We start from the raw sequence: 23,950 nt of genomic DNA on the forward strand, positions 1-23,950 counted from the left end.
AATCGGCGTTGATTCCTATCCGGTCTCATAAACAACACAGCCCGCTCATTTGAGCGGGCCATCATAGTGTAACGCTTTCGCTTGGTTCGCGGCTAACCTAGCGTGATGCGCTATCTTCATCGCGCAGCTGACGACGCAGCACCTTGCCCACGTTGGTTTTGGGCAATTCATCGCGAAATTCAACGTATTTCGGCACTTTATAGCCCGTCAGCTCTTTTTTGCACCAGTCACGCAGCATTTTCGTATCGAGCTGGTCATTTTTGGCCACTACGTAGAGTTTAATCGCCTCTCCGCTGGTTTCATCTGCAATGCCGACGGCCGCGCTCTCCAAGACATCCGGGTGCGCCGCGACGACATCTTCGACCTCGTTGGGGTAGACGTTAAAGCCCGAGACCAGAATCATATCCTTCTTGCGATCAACAATGCGGATATAGCCATCTTCTTGCAACACGGCGATGTCGCCGGTGTGGAACCAGCCATCGGCGTCAATCGCGTGGCGGGTTTCTTCTTCGCGCTGCCAATAGCCTTTCATCACCTGCGGGCCTTTCACGCACAACTCACCCGACTCACCGAGGGGTAAGTCGTTACCGTCAACGTCTACCGCCTTCACTTCAGTGCCCGCCACTGGCTTGCCGATGCTACCCAGCTGGATGCCATCACTGGGGTTGAAGCTCACAATTGGCGAGGTTTCGGTCAGGCCGTAACCTTCCGCCACGGGGCAGCCTGTTACCTCTTCCCAGCGTTTGGCTGCGGTTTTGGTCAGCGCCATGCCACCCGAAATCGTGAGGTGCAGCTTGGAGAAATTCAACTGCTTGAAATCTTCGCGGTTGCACAGTGCGTTAAACAGCGTGTTTAAGCCGATAAACCCGGTAAACGGCAGATTTTTCAGCTCTTTAACAAAGCTATCTAAATCACGCGGATTGGTAATTAGCAGCGAGTGGTTGCCGGTTTCCATTAAAAACAGGCAGTTAACTGTAAAGGTATAGATGTGATAAACCGGCAGCGGTGCAACGACCAGCTCCTCGCCGTCGGTTAAATTACCACCAATCGCCGCACGCGCCTGCAGCATGTTCGCTACAAGGTTGCGGTGCGTCAGCATCGCGCCTTTGGGCATACCGGTGGTCCCGCCGGTGTACTGCAGGGCGACGAGATCCTCCTGGTCGCGATGGACATCTTGATGCTCAAGCGATGCGCCTTTTTTTAGCGCCTCACGAAAACCCAGCGCGCTAGGCAGCGAGTACGACGGCACCATTTTCTTCACGTGCTTCACCACGGCATTCACCAGCCAGCGTTTGGGTGCGCGGTGAAGATCGCCAAGCTCGGTGACCAACACGTGTTTAATGTCGGTTTTATCCAGTACGTGCTCTAGTTTGTCGGCCATGTTGGCCAGAATCACAATCGCTTTGGCATTGGAATCTTTGAACTGGTGCGCCATTTCCCGCTCGGTGTAAAGCGGGTTGGTGTTCACCACGACAAGGCCGGCACGCAGCGCGCCAAATACCGCCACCGGGAACTGCAACACGTTAGGCAGCTGGATGGCGATACGATCCCCTGGCTCAAGGTCAGTTTCGTGTTGAAGCCAAGCGGCAAAATCCCCTGATAGGCGGTCAAGATCGGCAAAACTTAGCGTCTGCCCCATGCAGGTAAAAGCCGGCTTGGAGGAAAAACGTTCCACGGCGGCGTGAAACACATCCGTCACTGAGTCGTAATGCGCTAGCCCTTCAAGTGGCGGCCCGTGAAGAACGCCCTCTTGGTTAACGGGTGTATTGGCGTGCTCGCTCATCAGCAATCTCCGCTATTGGGGTCGATACTGGCACCGACCTTATTGTTTTTCATCAACACTGGCGATAAACGATATACGACTCTATCAATAGAGTAAAACGATCGATTGAAACTTTTGTTTTATTCTTATCCTTTATTCAGCGCTAAAACGGGCTTGAATTTCGCCCTCCTTCCACACTAAAAGCTCGCCGGGCGCCATGTGTTGCCAGGTTTCATTGTGCGTGAGCGGTTCAGTCGCAATCACCGAGACGATATCGTTGGGGGTGGTGTGTTCAACAAAATTCACCGTGAGCTCCGCATCAGAGAGCTCCGCCTCGCCAAAGGGTGCACGGCGGGTGATGTGCGCCAGTTTCGTCGAGCAGTAGGTGTATAAATACACGCCATCGGAGAGGAGTAAATTAAAGACACCCAGCCCGCGTAGACGTTCACACAAGACATGAAGATGCTGCCACAAACGCGCGGCATTTGACGGCGGCTCGGGGAATGCGCGGCGTAGCTCGCCCATTAAAAAGCAAAACGCATGCTCGCTATCGGTGGAACCCACCGGCGTGTAAGTCCCCAGCGGCAAGCCTTCCCAGTCGTTAAGCTGGCCGTTGTGGGCATAGCACCAAGGGCGGCCCCACATCTCACGGGTAAACGGGTGTGTATTGGCCAAGCGCACACCGCCCACATTGGCTTGGCGAATGTGGCTGATCACCACGTTGGATTTAATTGGGTAGTCGCAAATCAGCCGGGCGATGGGAGAATCCACCGAGGGGTGCGGATCGCGAAATTCGCGATAGCCGCCCTCTTCATAAAATGCAATGCCCCAGCCATCGCGGTGCGGGCCGGTGCCGCCACCGCGGTGCAAAAAACCGGCAAAACTAAAGCAAATATCAGTCGGCACATTGGCGCTCATGCCCAAAAGTTCACACATCCTGCCACTCCTTTGGCGCGTTAGAGCATCGGTTCGCGACGCGGCGTTGCCCGGCGCGGCGTCGCTTGAGGCTCATCAGGTGCGCCTTGATTGTCTGTCTCCTCACGCACGCTTGCCGCCGGGCGACGCCACCACCAAAGCGCCACGCCGACTAACGCGCCGAGCACCACGCCGAGTACAAGCCACATTAAGCCTGCGCGAAGCGCGCTGGCGTTGCTTTCCATAACGCCGACGGCCGCGACCATCGCCGACGGCGCCCAACCGGTGTAAAACTCGCCCTCTTCCACTAGCGGCAAACGAAAACGCGCCGGCGCCCACATAGCGCCGGCGATTCCCCAGGTCAACACTAAGCGCGGTAAGCGCGGCAATAGCGCCAACGCGAAGTAAACGGCCACTAACACCAACAGCGAAACGCCATAATAGGTCAACCAAAGCAGTGACATTGAATCAGCAAACAGCATAATACCCTCACACGATACGTTTCACGCGGGCCAACAGGCCCGACACTCATTTTGTTAATGGTACCTATCAATTGAGCAAAGCACAGCCAAGCAACGCAAGCCATTCGCCTGTCACACGCTATTTTCGTGCCAATGATCCGCACTGGCACTGGCTAGAAGACGCCGACGCGCCCGAAGTACGTGCGTTTCTAGAGGCGGCCAACGCGCAGCACGCGGCGTGGTTTACGCCGCTTGAGCCGCTAGCCAACTCTCTCTATGACGGCCATCTGGCGCGCCGAGAGCTTGCCATCACCGGTCTTGAGACCGCGCTTGACCACTTTACGTTCTACAGCGAAACCGGCGCTGCCGATGACTACCCCCGCTGGTGGCGCTACCCCAACGGCCAACCGACCCAGCGTGAGTGCTTTTTTGATCTGCCCAAGCGCGCCGCGGGGCATGATTTTTTCGACATTGGCGATATGGCGCTGCCCCCCGATGAGCAGTGGCTCGCCTGGACGGAAGACACCCAAGGCGATGAGCGTTTTGCCCTGTGGCTCAAACGCCTGCCCGACGGGGAGCCGCAGCGCCTGCTCGACGATATCGGCCCGAGCTTGTGCTGGGCAGAGGATCAAACCGCGCACGGCGCCACGCTACTTTTCACCCGTTTTGATGCGACCCAGCGCCCGGATAGCATTTGGCGGCTGCCGCTTTCCTGGCGCGATGGCACCATTTCTTCTGACACGCCGGCACGCATGTTTTTGGAGTCGGATGCTGAGTTCTGGGTGGGCATTGGTAAAACGCGATCAAAGGCGTGGCTATTGATCGAATCCGCCTCCAAAGACACCAGCGAGATTCACGCGCTCCCGGCCCAGGCGCCGGAGGCAACACTTGAGTGCCTACACCCGCGAAATCCCGGTGTCGAGGCAAGCATCGAGCATCGTCCTGGCGCTTTCTACCGCTTGCATAATCAAGCTGGGCCGCATTTTCAGCTTGATGCTATCAGTGAAGCGCACGCATTGGCGGGTCGCGCCGACGCCCACAACGCTTGGCAAACGCTGCTCGCCCACCGCCAAGATGCGACGTTGGAAGGCGTCGATGCGTTCGCCTGGGGGTTAGTCGTTGCCGAACGTGACCACCAAGACGCGCAGGTGTACTTGCGCCGGCTCGTTCTGCATGACGCGCCGAGTGAAACGCCCCTGATTACGCTGGATGAGCACTTGGCACTCCCCGAAACACCCTGCTCGCAGCTTCTTGAGGACGCCCCTCATTTTGCCACCACGACGCTTCGCCTGCGCGAAGAGTCGTTTACTCAGCCACCTCGCTGGGTGGAGTTGGATTTACCCACTGGCGAGCGCCGTGTGGTCAAAACGCAGCCGCTTTACGGCGATCTTCAGCCCGAACAGCTTGTAAGCCGGCAAATTTGGGCACAAAGCGCCGACGGCGAGCAGGTACCGGTATCTATCGTCATGCGCGCGGACCTCGCCAACCGGGTCGAAAATGGGCAGCCACTGCCGACGCTGCTTTATGGCTATGGGGCTTACGGCGAGCCACTCGACCCGTGGTTTTCGATTGCACGGCTGGAACTTCTCGCCCGCGGTGTCGCCTTTGCTGTAGCGCACGTGCGCGGCGGCGGTGAACGTGGCGAACCGTGGTATTTAAACGGCAAAATGGCGCATAAAGAGAATAGCTTTCACGACTTTCTCGCCGCCCGCGATGCCCTAGTTGAACGTGGTATCAGTGATGCACGCCGCATCGTCGCAGTAGGGGCTAGCGCCGGCGGCATGCTGATTGGCACCTGTATCAACCGCGCCCCGAACGCCTTTTGCGCGGCGGTGTTAGACGTGCCGTTTCTCGACGTGCTGCGCACCATGCAGAACCCGGATCTGCCGCTCACGACGGCCGAGTACAGCGAATGGGGCAACCCGGAAGACCCCGACGTCGCCACGCGCATGGCTGCCTACTCGCCGCTGGATAACGTCACCGCGCAAACCTACCCCGCACTTTGGATCGAAGGAAACTGGTTTGATACGCGGGTCGGCTACTGGGAGCCGGCAAAATTTTACGCCCGCGTGAGCCAATGCCAGCAAGGCGACGCCCCTATTTTGCTGCATACCGATATGGACAGCGGCCACGGCGGTGCTTCAGGCCGGTTTAAAGCGTGGCGCGATGCCGCACGTCAGGATGCATTTATCCTCTGGGCGCTAGGGATAACATCGCGTTGAAGGTTTCGAAGGTTTGCTGCGCGGCATTGCCCATTGAAGCCCACTCGCGAGGTGGGCATTCGGCAGCGGCAAAGCGCCAAAACGCCTGCCAGAAGCCATCGCCTAACGGGTGCGGCGCCGTAAAGAACCCCATCGGCGCGTCGTTACCCAAGCGCTGATGGACATGGTGGGCGATCATATCGCCGCCTAAACGCGAACCTTCAAGGACGTACAGCGCGCCCAAGGCACACGCTTTCGACGCTGGCATTGCTTCCGCTTGGGGTGGCGGCGTAGGGGCAGGGGCAAGCCCAAGGGCAATGAGATCCGCCGCTAATAACGGGCCTCGTGGTACCAGCGGGTAAGCTAGCTCAAAGGCTTCAAGCGCTTTTGCTACCCAATGTTCAAGCCAGTTCACCGCCGGGTAAAGCGCGGCTAACGCACGACCATAGTCGGCAAGATCAAGCTCGGCCTGCATCAACGGCTTGAGCCTTGGGTGCTGATCAACGCGATGGTGCGCTTGGCGCGTGTAACGTTTGAGAAAACGCGCAAGTTCATCTGCTTCCACTGGCAGTCTTCTCTTCGGGTAGGGTTTTGGCTTTCTGTAGCAGGGCGCGCAGCTTAAGGAGGTAAAGCCGAGCGCTAGGCGACCAGGGACGACTATGTCCAAAGCGCTGCTCTACCCAGGCCTCAAAGGAGCGCCTTGGCGCAATGCCCCGCCCATCTTGACGATAATCCACCGGCTTATCCGGGCTGCCGCCCCAGGTCACTTGGTAAAGCGTCTCTTCGCGGCACAGGTAAAGCTCGGCGGTGTGGTGCGGGTCAAGGGCAAGATCGCGTACCACAGCCACACCGGCGACGGCCGTTAGAGGGAGGCCAGGGCAATCGTGGGCGAGTTGCTCGCTTATCCATACAGAGCGGTCATCCTGGCCGACCTGCGCCTTTAGCGCGGCAAGAGCCTCCATCGACAGCACACTGCCTTGAGTGTAGTGCGTGTCGCCGATTGTCAGCACTGCACCGTCGGCTTGAAAGGTATACAACAACCACTGGCTTAGTTCCGGCCAAGCAGCTTCCAGGGAGCCATGGCGCATCATCACGGCCTGCGCCTGTCCAAAACGGTGCTGCAAACCATCAAACACCTGCAAACGCCGGCGCGCTTTGTAATCGCGTAGACGCAGATTAAAGGCGTTAACTTCGGCGTGCATGGCGCTCAGTTGGCTAACAGTCAACTGGCGCGGCGTTGCTGCGTGACACGAAATCAGCGCGTCGAGTTCGCCTCCCAGAACAATCGGCAGTGATACGGCCGCGCTTACGCCCATATTGGTCATGTACTCCACGTGAATCGGCGAGGCGCTGCGTAAATCTACCCATGAGAGATTAGGTACAGCACCCTCTTCGCGGCTGACAATCGCCACCGGTTCTGCCTTGCCGTGGGGAATGGTGCGCCACGGGTTTTGTAGGTAAAGCTCGCGCGCGATTTGCGGAATGTCACTCGCCGGAAAGCGTAACCCCAAGTAGCACCCCATGCCCGCCTCACGCCCCACTTCGGCCGTTACTTCACCATCACCCTCGGGCAGAAAGCGGTAGTAAAGCACACGATCAAAGCCGCTCATCTCTTGTAGCGTCTGCAGTAGCTGTTCGCACTGTTTGGCAAGCTCGGCTTTGTCTTCGGGTAGCGGCTGCGACGTTACCGGCGCCATCAGCGGGCGTGCGTGCGCTGTGACCGGGTAAAGCTCAAAGAGACGCTGCTCGCCGTTGTCGCTGACGACGACATCAAACTCTTGTTCGGCCAAATGGCACTGACCAACATAGCGCTCACCACGGTTAAGGCTCGCCGCACTGGCGTCAACCTCATGCAAGAAATGCGGCAGCGCCTGCCCAAGTAAAAACGCCGGCGTGGCATTTTCGCCCAACCAATCCGCGACATTGGCAGACACGTGGGAAACAAGCCCTTGGCGATCACACACCAACAGCACGCCATGGGGCTGGATGGCACCGGAGAGGTGCAACTTCTCTTGCTCGCATTGCGCAATAAAGCCAGGACTATAAACCATCAATAACACTCCGTTGTGTTGCACCCCTACCCGGTTGCCGTTAGCCGCTCGTCTTTAACTGTTACCACAACGGCTTGACATTAATTGCGTGTAATCGTCCAAGGTGAGCGGGCGAGATAGCAGATAGCCTTGGACATAATCGCAGCCATTGTGAGCTAACCACGCAAGCTGTGCCGGGGTTTCCACGCCCTCGCCCACGGTGCGAATTTTGAGCGCTTTTGCCATCCCCAGAATCGCCATCGCAATCGCTTGATCGCTCTCATCATCGCCACCGAGGCCATCCACAAAGCTTTTATCGATTTTTAACTCCGCCAGTGGCATTCGCTTTAAATAGGCAAGCGATGAGTAGCCGGTGCCAAAATCATCAACCGCCAGTTTGATCCCGGCTTCGCGCAGCTTCTCAATATTCCCCAGGGCCGAGCTTGAGCGGTCCACCAGCGTGCTTTCGGTAATTTCGACTTGAATTAACCTATGCGGCACGCGGTACTGCTTTAAGATACTAAACAAATGCGCGACAAAACGCTCCTCCTGAAAGCTGCGTGCGGAGACGTTCATGGCAACAGGCGATGGCTTCAACCCTTGGGTAATCCATTCGGCAAGCTGGCGTATCAACATCAGCGCCACGTAGCGATCCAGCTCTAAAATCAAACCGGTGGCTTCCGCGACGGGGATAAAATCTGCCGGACTTACCTTGCCAAGGTCAGGGTCTTCCCAACGCAATAGCGCTTCAGCGCCCACGAGCTTGCTCGGGTTAGCGCTTTCAAACTTCGGCTGATACACCAGCGCCAGCCGCTCCTGCTCCATGCCTTGGCGCAGCCCCTGTTCGATTGCCACGTCACGCATTAGCTGTTCTTGCAGCTCCGGTTTGAATAGCTCAAACCGGTCGCGGCCGTTTTCTTTGGCGCGGTACATGGCGGTATCCGCGGCTTTGGTCAAGCCAGCGGCGTTGTCACTATCCACTGGGCAGAACGCCAAACCGATGCTCGCGGTCACAAACAGCGAATGCCGACGCACCTCGAACGGGCGAGCCAGCGACTCAACAATACGTTTGGCTACCTGCTCGGCACCCTCAATAGTGGTATCGACCAGAATAACGGTAAACTCATCGCCGCCGAGACGAGCGACGGTATCCAGCTCCCGCACTAACTCGCGCAACCGCGCCGCCACCTGTATCAACAGCTCATCGCCCACGTCGTGACCGAGGGTATCGTTGATGGTCTTGAAGTTATCTAAATCCAAAAACATCAGCGCACTCGGCTGCTGGGAGCGCCGGGCATTGGCAATCGCCAGCTGCAAGCGGTCTTGAAACAGCGTGCGGTTAGGTAAATCGGTGAGCGCATCGTGTGTCGCCAGGTACTCGGCGTAACGCTGCGACTCTTTGATGTGGGTAATATCCGAAAACACCGCCACGTAGAGCTTCTCATCGTAGCGATCGGGCGCAATACCGTTAAGCGTTAGCCATTGGGAGAAAAACTCACCGTCGCGTCGTTGATTCAACACCTCCCCTTGCCAAAAGCCATGCTTGTTCACCACGTCCCAGATGACATCACAACTCGTTTCATCGTCAGCGCTTTCATCCTGAAGACCGTCACCATGACGATTTATATCGCGACGCTGGCGTCTAGTCATATCCGTCGCGTGAACGTCACTAACTGACTCCCCCTGCACCGTGCTATTAGGTTCAGCGTATAAAAACGTAGCGGCGGGTTTTTCCATCACATCTTCTGCAGAAAAGCCGGTAATCCGCGAGAAAGCCGCATTGACCGATTGCACCTGCCCGCGGGAATTAATGACCATGATCGCTTCGCCCGCTTGCTCATAGACTTTGGCGGCCACCTGCATTTCCCGCTCGGCAAGCTTACGCTTGGTGATATCTTCCGCTTCGGTCAAAATCAGTTGAGGGAGGCCTTGGGCATCGCGCAGCAACTGATGCGTCGTCGAAAAGATTTGCTGCTCGCCGCGCTCATCGATGAGGGCGTGTTCGGCTTCCACCGTTTTTTGATAGCGCAGCGCTTCTAAGTCCCGCGTCCATACCGAGCCGGCGTAATCTTCGGGGAACACCTCGAAAGGGTTCTTTCCGATAAGATCCTCCTCTTTTAACCCGAACGCTTTGAGAAACGTCGGGTTGGCAAACGTATAACACCCATTTAGGTCTTTTAGCGCGAGCATAATGGTGGTGTTTTCCATCAGCGCGTGTAGCTGCGCTTCAAACTGTTTGAGCTTGGCCTGGGTTTGGCTTAAATCCGTGATGTCCATCAGCGTGACGACTAAGAGTTCCACGCTGCCCTCGCGGCTAATCCCCGGGGTGACGACCCGCTGCAGCAAGCGACCGTCAAAATCGACGGCTTGCTCTTCGGGCATGCCTTGGCTCATGACACGCGATAAAATCGTGCCGATATCGCCTAGGGCGTCAGGCAACCTCAATCCGCTTACATGCCGATTTAGCGCCGTCGGGCGAAAATTAAAGTAGCGAGCGGCAGGGGCGTTATAGCGCTTTAAGCAACAATTGGTATCAAACACCAGCAGGGGAAACTCTAACGAGTCGTAAAGATAAACGTACTCTTCATTGAGCGCCGAGAGCTCGGCAGATTTAACACTTAATTCATCGTTGAGACTGATTAACTCTTCATTGCTCGCCTGCAGCTCTTCATTGGCGGCTTCCATCTCTTCATTGGTAGCCTGGAGCTCTTCGTTTGAAGCTTGCGCTTCTTCATTTAACGACTGCATCTCTTGGTTAGCCGTCGCGAGCTCCTGAATCACCGATTGCAGATGCTCGCGGGTGGCGGCTAGCTCATCTTCTACACTGGCGCCCGCAGCGAGACTTGGTGGTTCGACTAACGGCTCAACACCCCTTTCAAGCGCGGGCGGCTCTCGCTCGGGCTGTTGGCTATCTTTCTCGCGTCTAACCCGCCGCGTCGTTGGGGTGGGCGATTGGCTTTTCTGGACGAGTTCGTGGCTATCGCCTTGCTTGCGAAAAATACGCTCGCGTCGATTTAGCGGCGTGAAAAGCGACTCGGCCTGGCTAATGCTTTCTGAGCGGCCTAAAAACAGCACCCCATTAGGGAGCAGGCCAAAGTGAAAACGCTGCAACACTTTGGCCTGCAGCTCGCTATCAAAATAAATTAAAACGTTACGGCAGGTGACCAAATTTAAGCGTAGAAACGGCGGGTCGCTCACCAGATTGTGCTTGGCGAACACAACCATATCTCGCAGCGTTTTTCCCACCTCAAAGCCTGTCTCATTGGCCGTAAAGTAGCGTTCAATTAATGCCTGCGGCAACGCTTCAAGCGCAGGGCCTACATAATAACCACGCCGCGCGATCTCTAGCACATTGTCGTCAATATCGGTGGCAAACACCTGCACGATGCTAGGGCTTTTTTGTTGGCGCTTTGCCTCGACCAACAAAATAGCGATCGAGTACGCCTCTTCCCCCGTGGCACAGCCAGCCACCCAAACGCGAATGGCATTACCGTCGGCTTCTTTGACAATCGCGTAGATGGCTTTTTCTAGCGCCTCAAACGCCTCCTTATCGCGGAAAAACGCCGTCACAGAGATCAAGATATCGCGTGCTAAAAGATTAAGTTCAACAGGGTCGTTTTCCACTAGATTAAGGTATTCCGTCATATCCACTTGTTGAGTGGCTACCAAACGGCGTCGAATACGTCGGTTAAGGGTTCCCGGTTTATAGCCGGAAAAATCCCACTGAAGGTGCTCCTTCAATAGCTCTAGCAGCCGTTCGGGCACCTCCGGCGGGTTGCCCTCAAGGCTTGTCTGTTCCACGCGCACCAATTCAGTTAAGCGTAGGGCGATGTCACCAGGCGCCAGCACGGAATCCCCTATGCCGGCATCCAGAGCGGACTGTGGCATACCGGTATACTTAGCCGAGTCGGGTGTCTGCACAAAGGCGACCCCGCCGGCGGCTAAAATCTCCCGTAAGCCGGCGGTGCCGTCTGAGCCGGTTCCGGAGAGCACAATCCCTACAGCGGCCTCTTTGGCATCAGCAGCCAGCGAGATAAAAAAATCGTTAATCGAGGGTTTCGGCATCACGTCGGGATTAGCCGGCGCGGTGTGCAACATGCCGTCTTTCATCGTGGCGTTGGTATCGGCTGGCACCACGTAAATCACCCCCGCCTCGGGTGCTTCCTGGTGGGTGAAGCGCTTCACTTTTAAACGCGTTTCACGACTTAAAATATCCACCAGCATGCTTTTATGCGCCGGTGAAACGTGCTGTAGCACAACGTAGGCAATCGGCAGTTCAGGGTCGAGGGGGCGTATCAGTTGGGTAATCGCTTCTAGTCCCCCGGCGGAGGCCCCTACTCCCACCACGATAGGCGGCACCGAAACACTCATCAGCAATCCTTGAGGTAGTTAACGCAGCCCAGCGGCCACTGATTTTTCATTAGCTATATTAGCAGGGCAGTTTACCTAGGCTTTGCACCATAAGACACGTTTGCAGACACTCCAATCGCATACGCCCGCACGAAGGCGGGCGTATGACACAGCATACTTAATGAGCTAAGTTGAAATATCCGCTAGGAAGATGGCAAGAGTCGATTAGGCGACGAACCCGAGGGCAGAGTGAATCCGCTGACCGCACGCACCAGGGTATTGGCGGTAACGGAGAGCTGTTCCGCCATCTGATGGGCTTCATTCACTGCTTCACGCGAGAGATCCAGCGCGTTATGAATTTCGGTCACACTTTGTTCCAACTCTTCTATGCCTTGGTGTTGCTGCTGCACGGCGTTATCCATACTGCTCAACCGCTCGGCGACTTGCTCGAAGCCTTTCACCAGTGACTGATTCGTTTCACCCACTTTGGCGGTTTGCGCTACGCCCTGTTTCACTTGGTCGGTGGTGGCATTAATGGTGGTACGGATACGCGCAGCGGTTTCTTGGGTGTTGCCAGCGAGCTTACGCACTTCCGTCGCCACTACGGCAAAACCACGCCCGTGCTCGCCGGCACGTGCCGCCTCAACCGAGGCATTCAGGGCCAGTAAGTTGGTTTGGAACGTGATGTTATCAATTTCGCCCAGCATATCGGCGATTTGGCTCGCTTGCTCATTAAGCGACTGCATCATTTCGCGCATAGCCGCCACCTGCTCACCACTCTCACGAGCGACTTGCTCGGCCTCATTGGCGAGATGACGCACACTTTGCGATTCTTCTGCTGTTTCACGGGTGGTCGCGGCAAGCTCGGTTGCGCTCGCAGAAATTCGCTCAATCTGACTATTATTCCGCGCTGTTTGCTCGCGTAGCTGCTCTTGGGAGCGAAAAAGCTGCTGGCTAAAGCCAGTGACATCGTCGGCAGCAGTTTGCGTATCTCGCAGGCTCTGAGCCACCTGGTCACGCATCGTCGCCACTGCGGCCACCGCCGGTAGGCGCTGTTCAGCCGCCGAGAACGCCATATCCAATTTGCCGCTACCTGCTTCATGGGCAAAACGGCTAACGTGGAGCCCTTCCGCCACCATTTGGGCCAGTACTTTGGCTAAGTAGCCCAATATCACCACTTGTACTACCACTGCACCTCCATGCATCAGCAAACATGCCACAAGCTCCGCTACACCGTGAACATCCGTGCCCATGCCCATCATGCTGCTATATAGGTCGACATAACCTAAGTGCTGCAACCAAGTAAACAGCGCGTGATGCAGTGCAATCACCCCACCACCAACAAGAATAACGCGCCAATCGCTATACAGAATCAGCGCTGATAGCAGGATAAAAATACCAAAGTGAGCCTCAATCAAACCACCACTTTGCTCGATCAACACCGCCGACCAGCCCATCATGACGGCCGCTTTAATAAAGCCATTAACGATATGCCCTGGGAAACGGTATTGCACTGCATACGCTAGCAAGCATGTCACTGCCCCATAGAGCACCGCCAACCACAGCGTTTGGGTAAAAAATCCAACTACCACGCACAGGGCAAAAATTCCCCCTATAGGCAGCCACATCAGCCGGTCGGTCTTAGCCGTGTGACGTGAAAAAAGAGCGTTTGGCATAAGGTTCCTCAAAAACAAATAGCCTTCACGGCCGATGACGCACAGATGGCCATATCGGTGCAGGTATATTCCGGGCTAGGAATGTAGAAATTATGTGCACCATTATCAACGTTTTTTGTTACATCATTAGAAATTTTTAACACTATTGTCACACGGCAATTCAACGTAGCGTAGCGCTGGGTATTAGCGTTCGATAGTCGTAGCTTATGGCTTCGTAAGTTAGCTCCTACTTATGTTACAACCGATATCTTCCGACTTACCAAGTGATTTAACTTTGATGAAAGCCAATATCCGTCAAATCGTCCTACTCGTGGCGGTCGTTATTACGCTAGCCCTTAGCAGCGTTGCAGGCATGATGGTTGGCGGCGTTGGCCTGATGGGCAGCATGACATTAAGCGCGGCATGGGTTCTCCTTGGCGGCATGGGGTTGGCCATGATCATGACAAAACATAGCACGCACACTCGTGAGCTATCCCTTGCCAAACGCCAGCTAGAAAATCAAAACCGCCTGCAGGCGTTGATTGTCCGAGGCGCGCCTTATCGCACCATCCTGGAGCAAATATGCCAGTTCCTTGAGCAGCAAATTCCCGATGTGCACGTCATTATCTGGAGTTCACGCACAGGCGATACAAGCGGTGAGCTCATCACGCTAAACGCCACCAAAGCGCTACTTCAAAGCGCTGATTTCCGGGCGCAGGTAAAAACCCTCGCCCAGCGCGGGATTGATCCGTTTTACCCGGTGTTCAAGGCTACTTGCTTAGCTGATATAGACTCTGAAACGCCGCTTTCTCAACCGCTCTGCCAAACACTTTACCGGCACGGGTATCAATCCGCCTACGCGGTCCCGCTTGATGCCGCTCGCCCAGATGAACTCGGCGCGTTACTCCTCCTATGCCCAACACCGGGAGAGCCATCAGAAGCGCAGCAGCTAACCATCGCTAACGCGTCGCGTCTTACGCGGCTCGCGCTGGAGCGCCATCAAAGCGAAGCACAGCTACATATTTTTGAGCGCAGTCTAGAGGCTAGCAGCAACGGCGTTTTAATCGCTGAAGCAAATCAAGCGGATATGCCCATTTTGTACGCTAACCCAGCGTTTACGCAGATGACCGGCTACAGCATGGATGAGGTAAAAGGCCGAAATTGCCGTTTTTTACAAGGGCCCGATACCCACCCATCGCAAATCCAACAGATGCGCCAAGCGCTGAACGAAGGGCGCGATATCAACCTGACCGTGCGCAACTACCGCAAAGATGGCCGTCCCTTCTGGAACCATGTATTTATTTCCCCCGTACGATCAAGCATTGGGCAAATCACCCACTTTGTCGGCATTTTGAATGACATCTCCGAGCGCAAAAACCACGAAAACCAGCTCGCGTTTCATGCCACGCATGATGCGCTGACGGGGTTAGGTAACCGCGCCCTATTTGAAGACCATCTTCACCACGATGTTGAACTCGCCAAACGCCACCAACAGCAAATTGCCGTGCTGTTTATCGACTTAGACGAATTCAAACCGATTAACGATACACTCGGTCACACAGTGGGTGACCGCGTGTTGATCAACGTGGCAAAACGCCTTGAAGCCACTATTCGCCCGTCGGATACCCTGTGCCGTTTTGGCGGCGATGAGTTTGTACTGTTGTTGCCCGATTTAGTCGACCTCAAACAAGCCGAAGCGATCGCCGAACGCGTGATCAATGCCCTTGAACAGCCCTTCTGTATTGACGAACATGAGCTGCATCTATCGGCAAGCATCGGCATTGCCTTAAATGATGAGCACCTACAAAACCCTAGCGAACTCATCCAACACGCTGATATGGCGATGTACAAAGCGAAAAAGCAGGGGCGTAATGCCATACAAACGTTCACCCACGATATCAACGCCAAGCTGACGCAACGGCTAATGCTGCGCAATGACCTTCAAGACGCGATCAAGCAAGAGCAGTTTAGCCTCCACTATCAACCCCTTATTAAGCACGACGGCACAATAAAAGGCTTTGAGGCGCTGCTGCGTTGGCAGCATCCGGCCAAAGGCTTTATATCACCGGGCCGTTTTATTCCAATCGCTGAACAGACCGGGCTAATTATCGCCCTTGGCCAGTGGGTGATGGAGCAAGCTGCTCGAGACTTGCTCGCGCTTTCGGCGTTACTCCCCAGTGACTGCCTTATATCGATTAACCTTTCGCCGCTACAGTTTCATCGCGCCAACTTTCTGCAAGTACTCGCCGACACGCTGGCAGCCACTGGCCTTCCCGCCTCGCGCTTGGAGCTCGAACTCACCGAAGGCGTGCTGATGAACGACACTGAGGGCGCGATAACACGGCTACATGCGCTGCGCAAGATGGGCGTTCGTGTGGCCATCGACGATTTCGGTACCGGCTTTTCAAGCCTTAGCTACCTGCGCCATCTACCCGTCGATACGCTGAAAATTGATCGCAGCTTTATTACGCACCTCCCCGAAAACCGCAAAGACACTGCCGTCGTTAGCGGCATAATTGACCTTGCCCATCACCTTGAACTCACCGTAGTGGCGGAAGGCATTGAAACACAGGAGCAACACCAAGCACTCGCCGCTCTCGATTGCGATGTATTTCAAGGCTACCTACTCGCCCGCCCGATGCCTTTTACCGCCGTAGTCGATTGGCTTAAATCACGCAAGCCACTTTTCGCCGATCTTACATAACCTTTATCTACCTCAATTATCGTGTAATTTATTAATAATAAAGATTGCCTTTTGTATCAGGCAAGTAATACAATTAGTTGGACAACGACATCATCCTCCCTAAAAAATGTACAAGATAGGAGATTAGAATGCGCGATAACGGACCGGTAACTCAACGGGAGTATGTCCTGGACGACGGCGACGTTCTAATTTCAAAAACCGATAGCCAAAGCCATATTCTTTACGCTAATCAAACGTTTATTAATGTCAGCGGGTTCAGCTATGATGAGCTTTATTACTCGCCGCACAATATCGTCCGCCACCCAGACATGCCGGAAGTGGTTTTTAAGGATATGTGGCAAGACTTGCAGGCGGGCAAATACTGGACAGGTTTAGTCAAAAACCGACGTAAAAACGGCGACCACTATTGGGTGCGAGCCAATGTGGTCCCCATCCGCGAAGGCAACAAGGTGACCGGCTTTTGCTCCATTCGTGTTAAACCGAACAGCCAAGAAGTGGCGCATGCCGAAGAGGTATACCGCGATATTCGCGAGCAAGGCGGGCGCTACGAAGTTAAACACGGCGTCGCATATCGCCGCTCTCTACGCCGATTAATGCCGATCAACTTTAAGAGCATGCGCGTCAAGTCCGCTTTCGCCGCCATTTTCGGGTTCGGCCTTTTCAGCGGGTTAGGCATTGCCGCTTCTATCACGCTATCCCAACTCGCACCACAAAGCAGCGCAAGTATGACGTTCCTTGCGCTTAGTTTGGTGGGTGGAGTAGGCATTGGGGCATGGCAATTGTTTAGCGGCTTGCGCAACCGGCGTTTCATGTACAAATCCAACGACTTTGCGCTACAGCTAGCAGCTGGCAATTTAGAAGCCACTGTACCCCACATGGGTAAAAGGGAGATGGATAACGCCTTAGGCACCATGAACTTTATGCGCCGCTCGCTTGAAGCGCTGATTGGCGACCTAAATACTCGCGTTGATCTTGTCCGCCCTGCCGTTGCCAGCATCTCAAAGGGCAACGATGACATGGCCGCCCGCCTAGAGCAGCAAGCAACGGCAGTGCAGCAAACGGCGGCAAGCGCAGAAGAAATCTCCTCTACGGTGGCGCAAAGTGCCGACAACGCGACCCTGGCCAGCAACGCCTCTGTTGGCAACGTTAATGAAGTCGACCATACCAGCCAAGTGATGGGCAAACTTGCTAACGCGATGGAGGAGATAACTCAGCACGCCAATAATATGGCTGGCATTGTCAGCACTATCGACACGATTGCGTTTCAAACCAATATCCTGGCACTCAATGCCTCGGTCGAGGCGGCCCGCGCCGGCGAGCACGGGCGCGGCTTTGCGGTGGTCGCAGATGAAGTGCGCAAACTTGCCAGCCAATCTGCCAATGCGGCGAAGCAAGTGCAGGAGTTGATTGATCAGGCGCGCAAGAGCATTCATGGCGGCCAGGCACAAGCGCATGAAGCCACCGACGCCATGGAAAAAATCCGCTCGGCGAGCCACCGGGTTAATGATCTTATGGGGGAAATTACTGCGGCCACTCACGAGCAGAGTCAAGGCATTAGCCAGATCAGTAGCGCCATTAACGACATTGACCAAAGCACTCAATCCAGCGCTGCTAGCATGAGCACCTACAAAGATGCCACCAACGAGCTTGCCGAACAGATCCGTGGACTCTCGCATAGTGCCATGGCGTTTCTCAGCGATCGAGAACGCCATGCATTCAACCAAGCACTACCTAGCGCCGATGCAAAGGTAGCGCTTCCGCGCGGTAAGTCGTCTCAGCAGCAATCTAATGTGCCAACCCCAACCAACCACTTGCCACGGGAAGCTCCTAAATCCCACCGTTTAGGCCGAGACGCTCCCGAAGATGAATGGACCGAGTTTTAAACAACATAAAAGAAAACGTTTCGTGGTGCTGCCAAGCGCCCTCTCCCCGGAAATGAAGAGAAGACAAGCGCCTAGCCAATGTAAGTGAAATGGCTTAGCGCTGTGCGTCAGCCAACAGCCCCGAAAACGAATGAATGACCACTTCGCGGTTAGCAAATGTCGCGATGCGGTCTGTTTTCAACCGGCGAAGGTGGCGGTTGACGGTTTCAGGGGCAAGATCAAGATAGCTTGCGATCTCAATTTGCGATAATGGCAAAGCAAAGCTGTCGGCGGCCTTGCCACGCCCTTTCAGTCGCGTCGATAAATCGAGCAGAAAGCTTGCGATTTTATTGGCGGCGCAGCGCCCGTAGATTAACTCAAAACGACGCTGACGCTGACGCAGCTGACGCGCCGTTTTCAACAGCAAGGCTTTTTGCACACTATGATGGCGCAGCCCGAATAACGTTAGCTTGCCGTATGGAATGCGACAAATGAAGGTTTTATCCGCCGCCACTAAGGAGTTGGCCACATGAGTGTCACCAATTGCCTCAAGGCCGACCACCTCGCCAGGCAAGTAGATATCCAAAAGCTGATGGGGTCGCCCCGACTCGGCACATGCTATCTCTTTAATAAGACCGGACCGCGCCATCAACAACGTGCGAAAAGGCTCTCCCGCTTGCACAATCACACTATCGTGTTCAAACGGTAGTGGCCGCTCGATTAATTGATCAAACGACTCTAGCGCCTGACGTGGCAAAGCTGACGGAAAACAAAACGTCCGCTGCCCGCAAAAGTGACAGCTCACATGCGGCACTTGATGGCTATCTGTGATGCTCACGCTGAAGTGTTTCCCCTGACGCTGGATGCTAGCGACATATAACTAGCAGCCCCAATACTCGGCTACTCAGTACCGGGGCTACCTTATCTTATAGTACTCGCCTTATGGTACTAATTCTTAAGATGCTAGCCTTCTAGTATGAACCCCTAAGCGAAGGCGTTAGGTAGCTCTGGGGGATAAGCACTGTGGGATAGAGAGATCGCTACATCGGCAGGATGGCAATAATATGCTCTTCAAGCTTATCTTCCGGCACGGTGTCTTGCGACACTGCAAAACCGCGCACGCTAATGCCTCTGCGGTGAACGCGCTCGGCATCGTTACTCAGCAGTGGATGCCACCCGGCTAATTTGCGTCCTTCCGCCACGCGCCGATACGCACAGCTTTGTGGCAACCAAGTAAACTCTTTCACCAGCGCCGGTGTCAGCTGCGTGCAGTCGGGTACGCTATCAAAGCGGTTTTCATAGTCACTGCATTGGCAACTTTGGGTATCGAGCAAGCGGCAAGCAACGTTCAGAACGGCAAGTTCCTGCGTATCTTCGTCGTGCAGCTTAAGAAGGCAGCACTGGCCGCAGCCATCGCATAGCGCTTCCCACTCTTCAGCTGTCAGCTCCTCGAGCGAATAGCGCTCCCAGAACCGCTCTCTCATGTTGTCTCCCACTGGCTCTCTCCTACGACCCTCTCCCACGCACTTTCGGCAGGATAATTAATAGCGCGCCTCAGTCGGCGCCCGGTAAAGATCGAGTAGGTAGTCTTCTTTGGCGGGCGGCATTTGAAAATAGAAGCCCTGCTCGCGAATCGCCGCCATGACGTCGACCGCTTTGGCACGCGAAAGCGGCTGATCAGGTGTCAGCAATATCGTCATCACCGGTACCGGCTTACCAAAACGTTCCATTAGTGCGTCGGGCACATCGGCAACACCGTTGCGCTTTTCAACATACAGGTACATCTCTTCTTTGCGAGCGCTTTTGAATACTTCGCAGATGAGACGATCAGGCGCGTTGTCGGTCATTTTGACTCTTCCTGCAAAACGTGGGTAAGCGACGGATTAAGGCATTCGCCGCGCCAACCAACGGGCAGCGTCAGCGGCTCATGCGCCAGCGATTGCATCACCAGCTGCTCAATATCGCGACGGCGCATCAGCATTTCGGGCGCCACACCCAGCTCATTCGCTTGCGCGGTAATGGCCTTTTTCAATGCTTTAAAAAGCGGCTTAAACGGTGGCCGCGCCGGGTCGGGCCAGGCAGCTGGTAGCGCGTCATCAGGGCAAGCATGTGCCTGTTTGACCAACGCTAAGAGCGCATCGCCCTCTTTTTTCACCAGCGGCGGTTTAACGCCTTCGACCTTGGCCAGTTCGAAACGATTTTTGGGCATCGCTTCGGCAATAGCAAACAGTACCTTATCGCTCACCAACCAGTTGCGGGGTAAATTTCGCTGACGGGTTTCGCCTTCGCGCCATGTCGTCATCTGGCGGTAGGCCTCTATCTGGCGCGGGGTCAAGCGCCATAGCTGGCGCTGTCGGGTAAACCACTGATCCGCACTATCCACTTGGGCTTGGCTCACTATCGCCTGGCATTCCTGCTCGACCCAGCGCAGACGACCGAATGTGTGAAGTTTGTCCGCTTGCTGCGACCAAACCTCAAGCAAGTAGATCACATCCAGCGCGGCATAGCAGCACTGGGCTTCACTCAAGGGGCGCTCTAGCCAATCGGAGCGCGTCTCTTCTTTGGGCAATGTTTCGCCCGTCCAAAACTCCACTAGCTTCTGATAGCCCATCCCCGGATTTTCAGAAAGAAACCCCTGGGCGACTTGCGTATCGATCAACGGCGTCGGCAATACCCCGGCCCAACGCTGAAAGACATCCAAATCTTCGCTACTCGCGTGAAGCAGTTTGGTGGGGCCATTTTCCAGCATCGCTTTAAACGCCGGCGTGCAGTCGGTGGCGAGCGGATCGATAAGGTAGGCCGTTTCATCGCAGGCAAACTGAATCAGCGCCGGTACCGGGTAGAAAGAGTTCTCGCGAAAAAACTCGGTATCCAACGCGATTACGCTGGCACCCGTCATTTTTTCGCAGGCATCATCCAACGCTTGCGGCGTATCAATCCAGTGGTAGGAGGGAGAGGCAATAGACAAAAGAGAGTTCCAAGTGGTTGTGCTGACAGGCACGCATCGAGTGCGAGAAGCTTTTATTCGCTGGAAAAAGGCAGCCGGCCATTGAAAGCGCGACTTAACGTGCCGCCATCGACGTATTCAAGCTCGCCGCCCATGGGGACGCCATAGGCTAAACGCGAGAAACGCACGCCGTAATCGTTAAGCTGTGTGGCGATATAATGCGCGGTGGCTTCCCCTTCTACGGTAGGGTTGGTCGCCAGCACGATTTCTTGAATCACCCCTTGCGCTACCAGGGCTTCCAATTGCTCTAAGCCGATGGCTTCGGGTCCGACGCCGTCGATGGGCGAGAGGTGCCCATGAAGAACGAAATAGCGCCCGAGAAAACCGCCCGCCTCTTCAATGGCCAGCTGGTCGGCAGGCGATTCCACCACACACAACAGCGCATCATCGCGACGCGGGCTTTCGCATAGAACGCAGAGCTCGGCTTCGGTTAATGTACGGCAGCGCTGGCAGTAGCCAACCTCATCGATTGCCTGCTCAATGGTCGCCGCTAGCCGTTTGCCGCCGTCACGCTCGCGCTCTAGCAGGTGCATAGCCATGCGCTGAGCCGTTTTCGGCCCAACGCCTGGAAGCACGCGAAACGCTTCCATAAGCTGATCAACAAGGGGGGAAAAACGCATCACTTAAAACGGCATTTTGAAACCCGGCGGCAAATCAAGCCCCGAGGTGGCTTCTTCCATTTTCTGCTTGGAACTCACTTCGACTTTACGCACCGCATCATTTACCGCCGCAGCAAGAAGGTCTTCAAGCAGTTCCTTGTCTTCTTCCATGACGCTTGCATCAATGTCGACATTAATCACATCGTGACGCCCGTTCATGGTCACCTTCACCATACCGGCGCCCGCTTCGCCCAACACTTCAGCATTGGCCACTTCTTCTTGGGCACGCTGCATTTTCTCTTGCATCTCTTGGGCCTGTTTCATCAGGTTGCCCATTCCACCTTTCATCATGGTGTTATCTCCATCTGCACGGTCTATCGGTCAGTTATACCAGCAATACAGTTCAACTTGAGCACCGAGCGCAGGGTCAACGCGCCGAGTGCGAGGGTTTAACGCTTGATTCTATCAGCTTTGCCCCGAACGCCTGCTGCAATTTCTGAATATGGGGGTCACGGCTTAAGGTATCAACCGCGTGGGCGTGGCGTTCTTGGGCTTGCCGCTCTTCGCGTTGATGGGGCGTTTCTTGCGACGGGTCTAGCTCTTCGACGTAAAACGTTACCTGGCGTTCAATACCCTGTGCGCTTAATGCTTTGGCGATGCGGGTTTGGTGAATCTCAGCCTGCATCGCGGCTTGGCTCGGCGCCAAGCGCAGCGCTAACGTCTTGCCATCGTCGCTTTCACACTGACAGTTAGCAGCAAGGTTGCGCGTTAACCCACCTAAGCCTAGGGCGTCAAACATGGCTAGCCACTTGGCATGAGTCAACCGCCCAGGCTCGCCTTCCTGCGCTGGTTCGACAGGCTCATGGGCAGCGCTCGGCGCGACAAGCGTCGGATCAGGCTGAACGTCAGGTTCCGGCTCGGGCTGAGGCGCGGGTACTGGCTGAGGCCCCGCTTGGAGCTCCGGTGCTGGCTCGGGTTCAGGTAACGACGGTTCGGGCTCGGGTGGCGCCGAAGCCTCATCAGCCCAGGGCGGCGGCTCGGGAGCACTTGGCGGCTCGCTTGCCGAAGATGGCGCCGGCGTTGGTGCTTCTGTAGAGGCCGGTGCGGAGGCTGAGCTTTCGGGTACTGCTTGTTGGGGCGACGATGTTACCTGCGGCTGCGGTTTTAATGGCAGCGGCGTTTGCGGGGGCTTGGGCACGCCTTGGGGGCGAAACGCCAGCATACGCAGCAGTGTCATCTCTAAAGCGCTACGCAAGTCAGGGGCGTGCACCATATCACCGCGGCCTTGAATACCGATTTGGTAATAGAGCTGTACGTCTTCAGCCGTAAAGCGTGAAGCCAATGCGAGCACCGTCTCGCGATCACCGCGGCTGTTATCTACCGCGTCTGGCACCATTTGCGCCACCGCGAGTCGGTGCAAAATCGCCGTGACGTCATCCAACACGGCGGCAAAATCCGGCCCCTGCTCGGCCAGTTGCGCGACCTCACTCAACAACCGCGCCACGTCTACTTCCGCCAGCGCGTCGACCAGCGCCAGTAGATGGCGATGATCGAGCGTACCCAGCATGGCCGCCACATCGCCGTGGCGAACTTCGCCCTGGCCAAAGGCAATAGCCTGATCGGTCAGGCTCATGGCATCACGCATGGAGCCTTCTGCGGCCTTACCAAGCAGCCACAGAGCGCTTTCTTCAAACGCAACGCCTTCCGCCGTAAGCACGTGCTGCAAGTGCTCTACCACTCGCTCCGGCGGCATGTGTTTCAGCGTGAACTGTAAGCAGCGCGACAGCACTGTCGGGGGAAGTTTGTGCGGATCGGTCGTGGCCAGCAGGAACTTGACGTGCGGCGGCGGCTCTTCGAGGGTCTTCAGCAACGCGTTAAAGCTGCTGGTCGAGAGCATGTGCACCTCATCAATGAGGTACACCTTATAGCGCCCCTGAGTCGGCGCGTACTGAACGTTGTCCAGAAGCTCGCGAGTGTCTTCGACTTTAGTGCGCGAAGCCGCGTCGACCTCAATCAGGTCAACAAAGCGCCCCTCGTCAATGGCCCGGCAACTATCGCATTCGCCGCAAGGGACCGAGGTCACACCTTCGTCACCACGGCCGTTCGCCGTGCAGTTTAGACACTTAGCCAGAATCCGCGCGAGGGTAGTCTTGCCTACGCCGCGGGTGCCGGTGAAGAGGTAGGCATGGTGCAAGCGCCCTTGGTCAAGGGCATTGACCAAGGCACGTTGTACATGGGCCTGGCCCACAAGCTCGTGGAATGTGCGTGGCCGCCACTTACGGGCCAGAACCTGATAGCTCATTGAGCAAATATCCTTTGGCGGGCTGAAGTGCCTAATAGCAACTGCATAAAAGCCGCCATTCTAGCGGCTGCGCGCCAGCCCGCCAACCGCAGACGCGGAAGG

Annotated in this window: 17 protein-coding genes; 3 read left to right on the forward strand and 14 right to left on the reverse strand. The window is 55.7% G+C overall.

Annotation, left to right across the window (positions count from 1 at the left end; genetic code table 11):
• Positions 1–97 precede the first annotated feature (97 nt).
• The 3 genes from HZS81_RS09165 to HZS81_RS09175 form a co-directional block, all read right to left on the reverse strand.
• A complete protein-coding gene (locus HZS81_RS09165; RefSeq protein WP_179930263.1) occupies positions 98–1,783 on the reverse strand; it encodes an AMP-binding protein in 1,686 nt (561 codons plus the stop codon).
• Positions 1,784–1,915: 132 nt separating this feature from the next.
• Positions 1,916–2,698 carry a class II glutamine amidotransferase gene (locus tag HZS81_RS09170; RefSeq protein ID WP_179930264.1) on the reverse strand — a complete coding sequence of 261 codons (783 nt, stop codon included), beginning with the start codon at positions 2,696–2,698 and terminating at the stop codon, positions 1,916–1,918.
• Between the two features lie 20 nt (positions 2,699–2,718).
• The gene (locus HZS81_RS09175) at positions 2,719–3,159 is read right to left on the reverse strand and encodes a hypothetical protein (RefSeq protein ID WP_179930265.1); all 441 of its coding nucleotides are present in this window, start codon (positions 3,157–3,159) and stop codon (positions 2,719–2,721) included.
• A 71-nt stretch (positions 3,160–3,230) separates the two neighbouring features.
• Here HZS81_RS09175 and HZS81_RS09180 point away from each other — a divergent pair, with 71 nt between their 5' ends.
• The gene (locus tag HZS81_RS09180; protein ID WP_179930266.1) at positions 3,231–5,360 is read left to right on the forward strand and encodes a S9 family peptidase; all 2,130 of its coding nucleotides are present in this window, start codon (positions 3,231–3,233) and stop codon (positions 5,358–5,360) included.
• Here HZS81_RS09180 and HZS81_RS09185 read toward each other — a convergent pair.
• The 4 genes from HZS81_RS09185 to HZS81_RS09200 all read right to left on the reverse strand — a co-directional run bounded on the left by HZS81_RS09185 (position 5,326) and on the right by HZS81_RS09200 (position 13,395).
• Positions 5,326–5,904: a biliverdin-producing heme oxygenase gene (locus HZS81_RS09185; RefSeq protein ID WP_179930267.1), complete on the reverse strand. Its 579-nt coding sequence runs from the start codon at positions 5,902–5,904 to the stop codon at positions 5,326–5,328. The two genes, HZS81_RS09180 and HZS81_RS09185, sit on opposite strands and share 35 nt — an antisense overlap.
• A complete protein-coding gene (locus tag HZS81_RS09190) occupies positions 5,891–7,390 on the reverse strand; it encodes a GAF domain-containing protein (RefSeq protein ID WP_179930268.1) in 1,500 nt (499 codons plus the stop codon). Before HZS81_RS09190 ends, HZS81_RS09185 begins: the two co-directional genes overlap by 14 nt.
• A 54-nt stretch (positions 7,391–7,444) precedes the next feature.
• On the reverse strand, positions 7,445–11,740 hold the full coding sequence (locus HZS81_RS09195; protein WP_179930269.1) for an EAL domain-containing protein: 4,296 nt from the start codon (positions 11,738–11,740) through the stop codon (positions 7,445–7,447).
• 182 nt (positions 11,741–11,922) lie between these two features.
• On the reverse strand, positions 11,923–13,395 hold the full coding sequence (locus HZS81_RS09200; protein ID WP_179930270.1) for a methyl-accepting chemotaxis protein: 1,473 nt from the start codon (positions 13,393–13,395) through the stop codon (positions 11,923–11,925).
• 277 nt (positions 13,396–13,672) lie between these two features.
• Between HZS81_RS09200 and HZS81_RS09205 the strand changes: the two genes are divergently transcribed.
• Both HZS81_RS09205 and HZS81_RS09210 read left to right on the forward strand, forming a co-directional pair.
• Positions 13,673–16,078, forward strand: a complete 2,406-nt coding sequence (locus HZS81_RS09205; RefSeq protein ID WP_179930271.1) for a putative bifunctional diguanylate cyclase/phosphodiesterase — start codon at positions 13,673–13,675, stop codon at positions 16,076–16,078.
• A 128-nt stretch (positions 16,079–16,206) separates the two neighbouring features.
• Positions 16,207–17,961 (forward strand): methyl-accepting chemotaxis protein, encoded by a 1,755-nt coding sequence (locus HZS81_RS09210; protein WP_179930272.1) that lies wholly within the window; start codon positions 16,207–16,209, stop codon positions 17,959–17,961.
• A 94-nt stretch (positions 17,962–18,055) separates the two neighbouring features.
• Here HZS81_RS09210 and HZS81_RS09215 read toward each other — a convergent pair whose 3' ends face one another.
• The 7 genes from HZS81_RS09215 to dnaX all read right to left on the reverse strand — a co-directional run bounded on the left by HZS81_RS09215 (position 18,056) and on the right by dnaX (position 23,848).
• A complete protein-coding gene (locus HZS81_RS09215) occupies positions 18,056–18,778 on the reverse strand; it encodes a helix-turn-helix domain-containing protein (RefSeq protein ID WP_179930273.1) in 723 nt (240 codons plus the stop codon).
• A gap of 202 nt (positions 18,779–18,980) precedes the next feature.
• Complete coding sequence (locus HZS81_RS09220; RefSeq protein ID WP_179930274.1) at positions 18,981–19,424, reverse strand: YcgN family cysteine cluster protein; 444 nt, start codon at positions 19,422–19,424, stop codon at positions 18,981–18,983.
• Between the two features lie 57 nt (positions 19,425–19,481).
• A complete protein-coding gene (locus tag HZS81_RS09225) occupies positions 19,482–19,787 on the reverse strand; it encodes a YcgL domain-containing protein (RefSeq protein WP_179930275.1) in 306 nt (101 codons plus the stop codon).
• A complete protein-coding gene (gene rnd / locus HZS81_RS09230; protein ID WP_194249335.1) occupies positions 19,784–20,908 on the reverse strand; it encodes a ribonuclease D in 1,125 nt (374 codons plus the stop codon). Before rnd ends, HZS81_RS09225 begins: the two co-directional genes overlap by 4 nt.
• A gap of 53 nt (positions 20,909–20,961) precedes the next feature.
• Entirely contained in the window at positions 20,962–21,567 is a 606-nt protein-coding gene (recR, locus tag HZS81_RS09235) for a recombination mediator RecR (RefSeq protein WP_179930277.1), read from the reverse strand.
• A gap of 3 nt (positions 21,568–21,570) precedes the next feature.
• Complete coding sequence (locus HZS81_RS09240) at positions 21,571–21,897, reverse strand: YbaB/EbfC family nucleoid-associated protein (RefSeq protein WP_179930278.1); 327 nt, start codon at positions 21,895–21,897, stop codon at positions 21,571–21,573.
• Between the two features lie 76 nt (positions 21,898–21,973).
• A complete protein-coding gene (dnaX, locus tag HZS81_RS09245; RefSeq protein ID WP_179930279.1) occupies positions 21,974–23,848 on the reverse strand; it encodes a DNA polymerase III subunit gamma/tau in 1,875 nt (624 codons plus the stop codon).
• Positions 23,849–23,950: the final 102 nt, after the last annotated feature.

Origin of the sequence: Vreelandella salicampi (assembly GCF_013415105.1) — a bacterium.
GTDB lineage: Bacteria > Pseudomonadota > Gammaproteobacteria > Pseudomonadales > Halomonadaceae > Vreelandella > Vreelandella salicampi.

Coding starts and splice junctions, on each gene's coding strand:
- HZS81_RS09220 (WP_179930274.1), bottom strand. CDS start 19,424: ATGAGAGAGCGGTTCTGGGAGCGCTATTCGCTCGAGGAGCTGACAGCT.
- HZS81_RS09200 (WP_179930270.1), bottom strand. CDS start 13,395: ATGCCAAACGCTCTTTTTTCACGTCACACGGCTAAGACCGACCGGCTG.
- dnaX (WP_179930279.1), bottom strand. CDS start 23,848: ATGAGCTATCAGGTTCTGGCCCGTAAGTGGCGGCCACGCACATTCCAC.
- HZS81_RS09175 (WP_179930265.1), bottom strand. CDS start 3,159: ATGCTGTTTGCTGATTCAATGTCACTGCTTTGGTTGACCTATTATGGC.
- HZS81_RS09165 (WP_179930263.1), bottom strand. CDS start 1,783: ATGAGCGAGCACGCCAATACACCCGTTAACCAAGAGGGCGTTCTTCAC.
- HZS81_RS09225 (WP_179930275.1), bottom strand. CDS start 19,787: ATGACCGACAACGCGCCTGATCGTCTCATCTGCGAAGTATTCAAAAGC.
- HZS81_RS09170 (WP_179930264.1), bottom strand. CDS start 2,698: ATGTGTGAACTTTTGGGCATGAGCGCCAATGTGCCGACTGATATTTGC.
- HZS81_RS09240 (WP_179930278.1), bottom strand. CDS start 21,897: ATGATGAAAGGTGGAATGGGCAACCTGATGAAACAGGCCCAAGAGATG.
- HZS81_RS09195 (WP_179930269.1), bottom strand. CDS start 11,740: ATGAGTGTTTCGGTGCCGCCTATCGTGGTGGGAGTAGGGGCCTCCGCC.
- HZS81_RS09205 (WP_179930271.1), top strand. CDS start 13,673: ATGAAAGCCAATATCCGTCAAATCGTCCTACTCGTGGCGGTCGTTATT.
- HZS81_RS09210 (WP_179930272.1), top strand. CDS start 16,207: ATGCGCGATAACGGACCGGTAACTCAACGGGAGTATGTCCTGGACGAC.
- recR (WP_179930277.1), bottom strand. CDS start 21,567: ATGCGTTTTTCCCCCCTTGTTGATCAGCTTATGGAAGCGTTTCGCGTG.
- HZS81_RS09190 (WP_179930268.1), bottom strand. CDS start 7,390: ATGGTTTATAGTCCTGGCTTTATTGCGCAATGCGAGCAAGAGAAGTTG.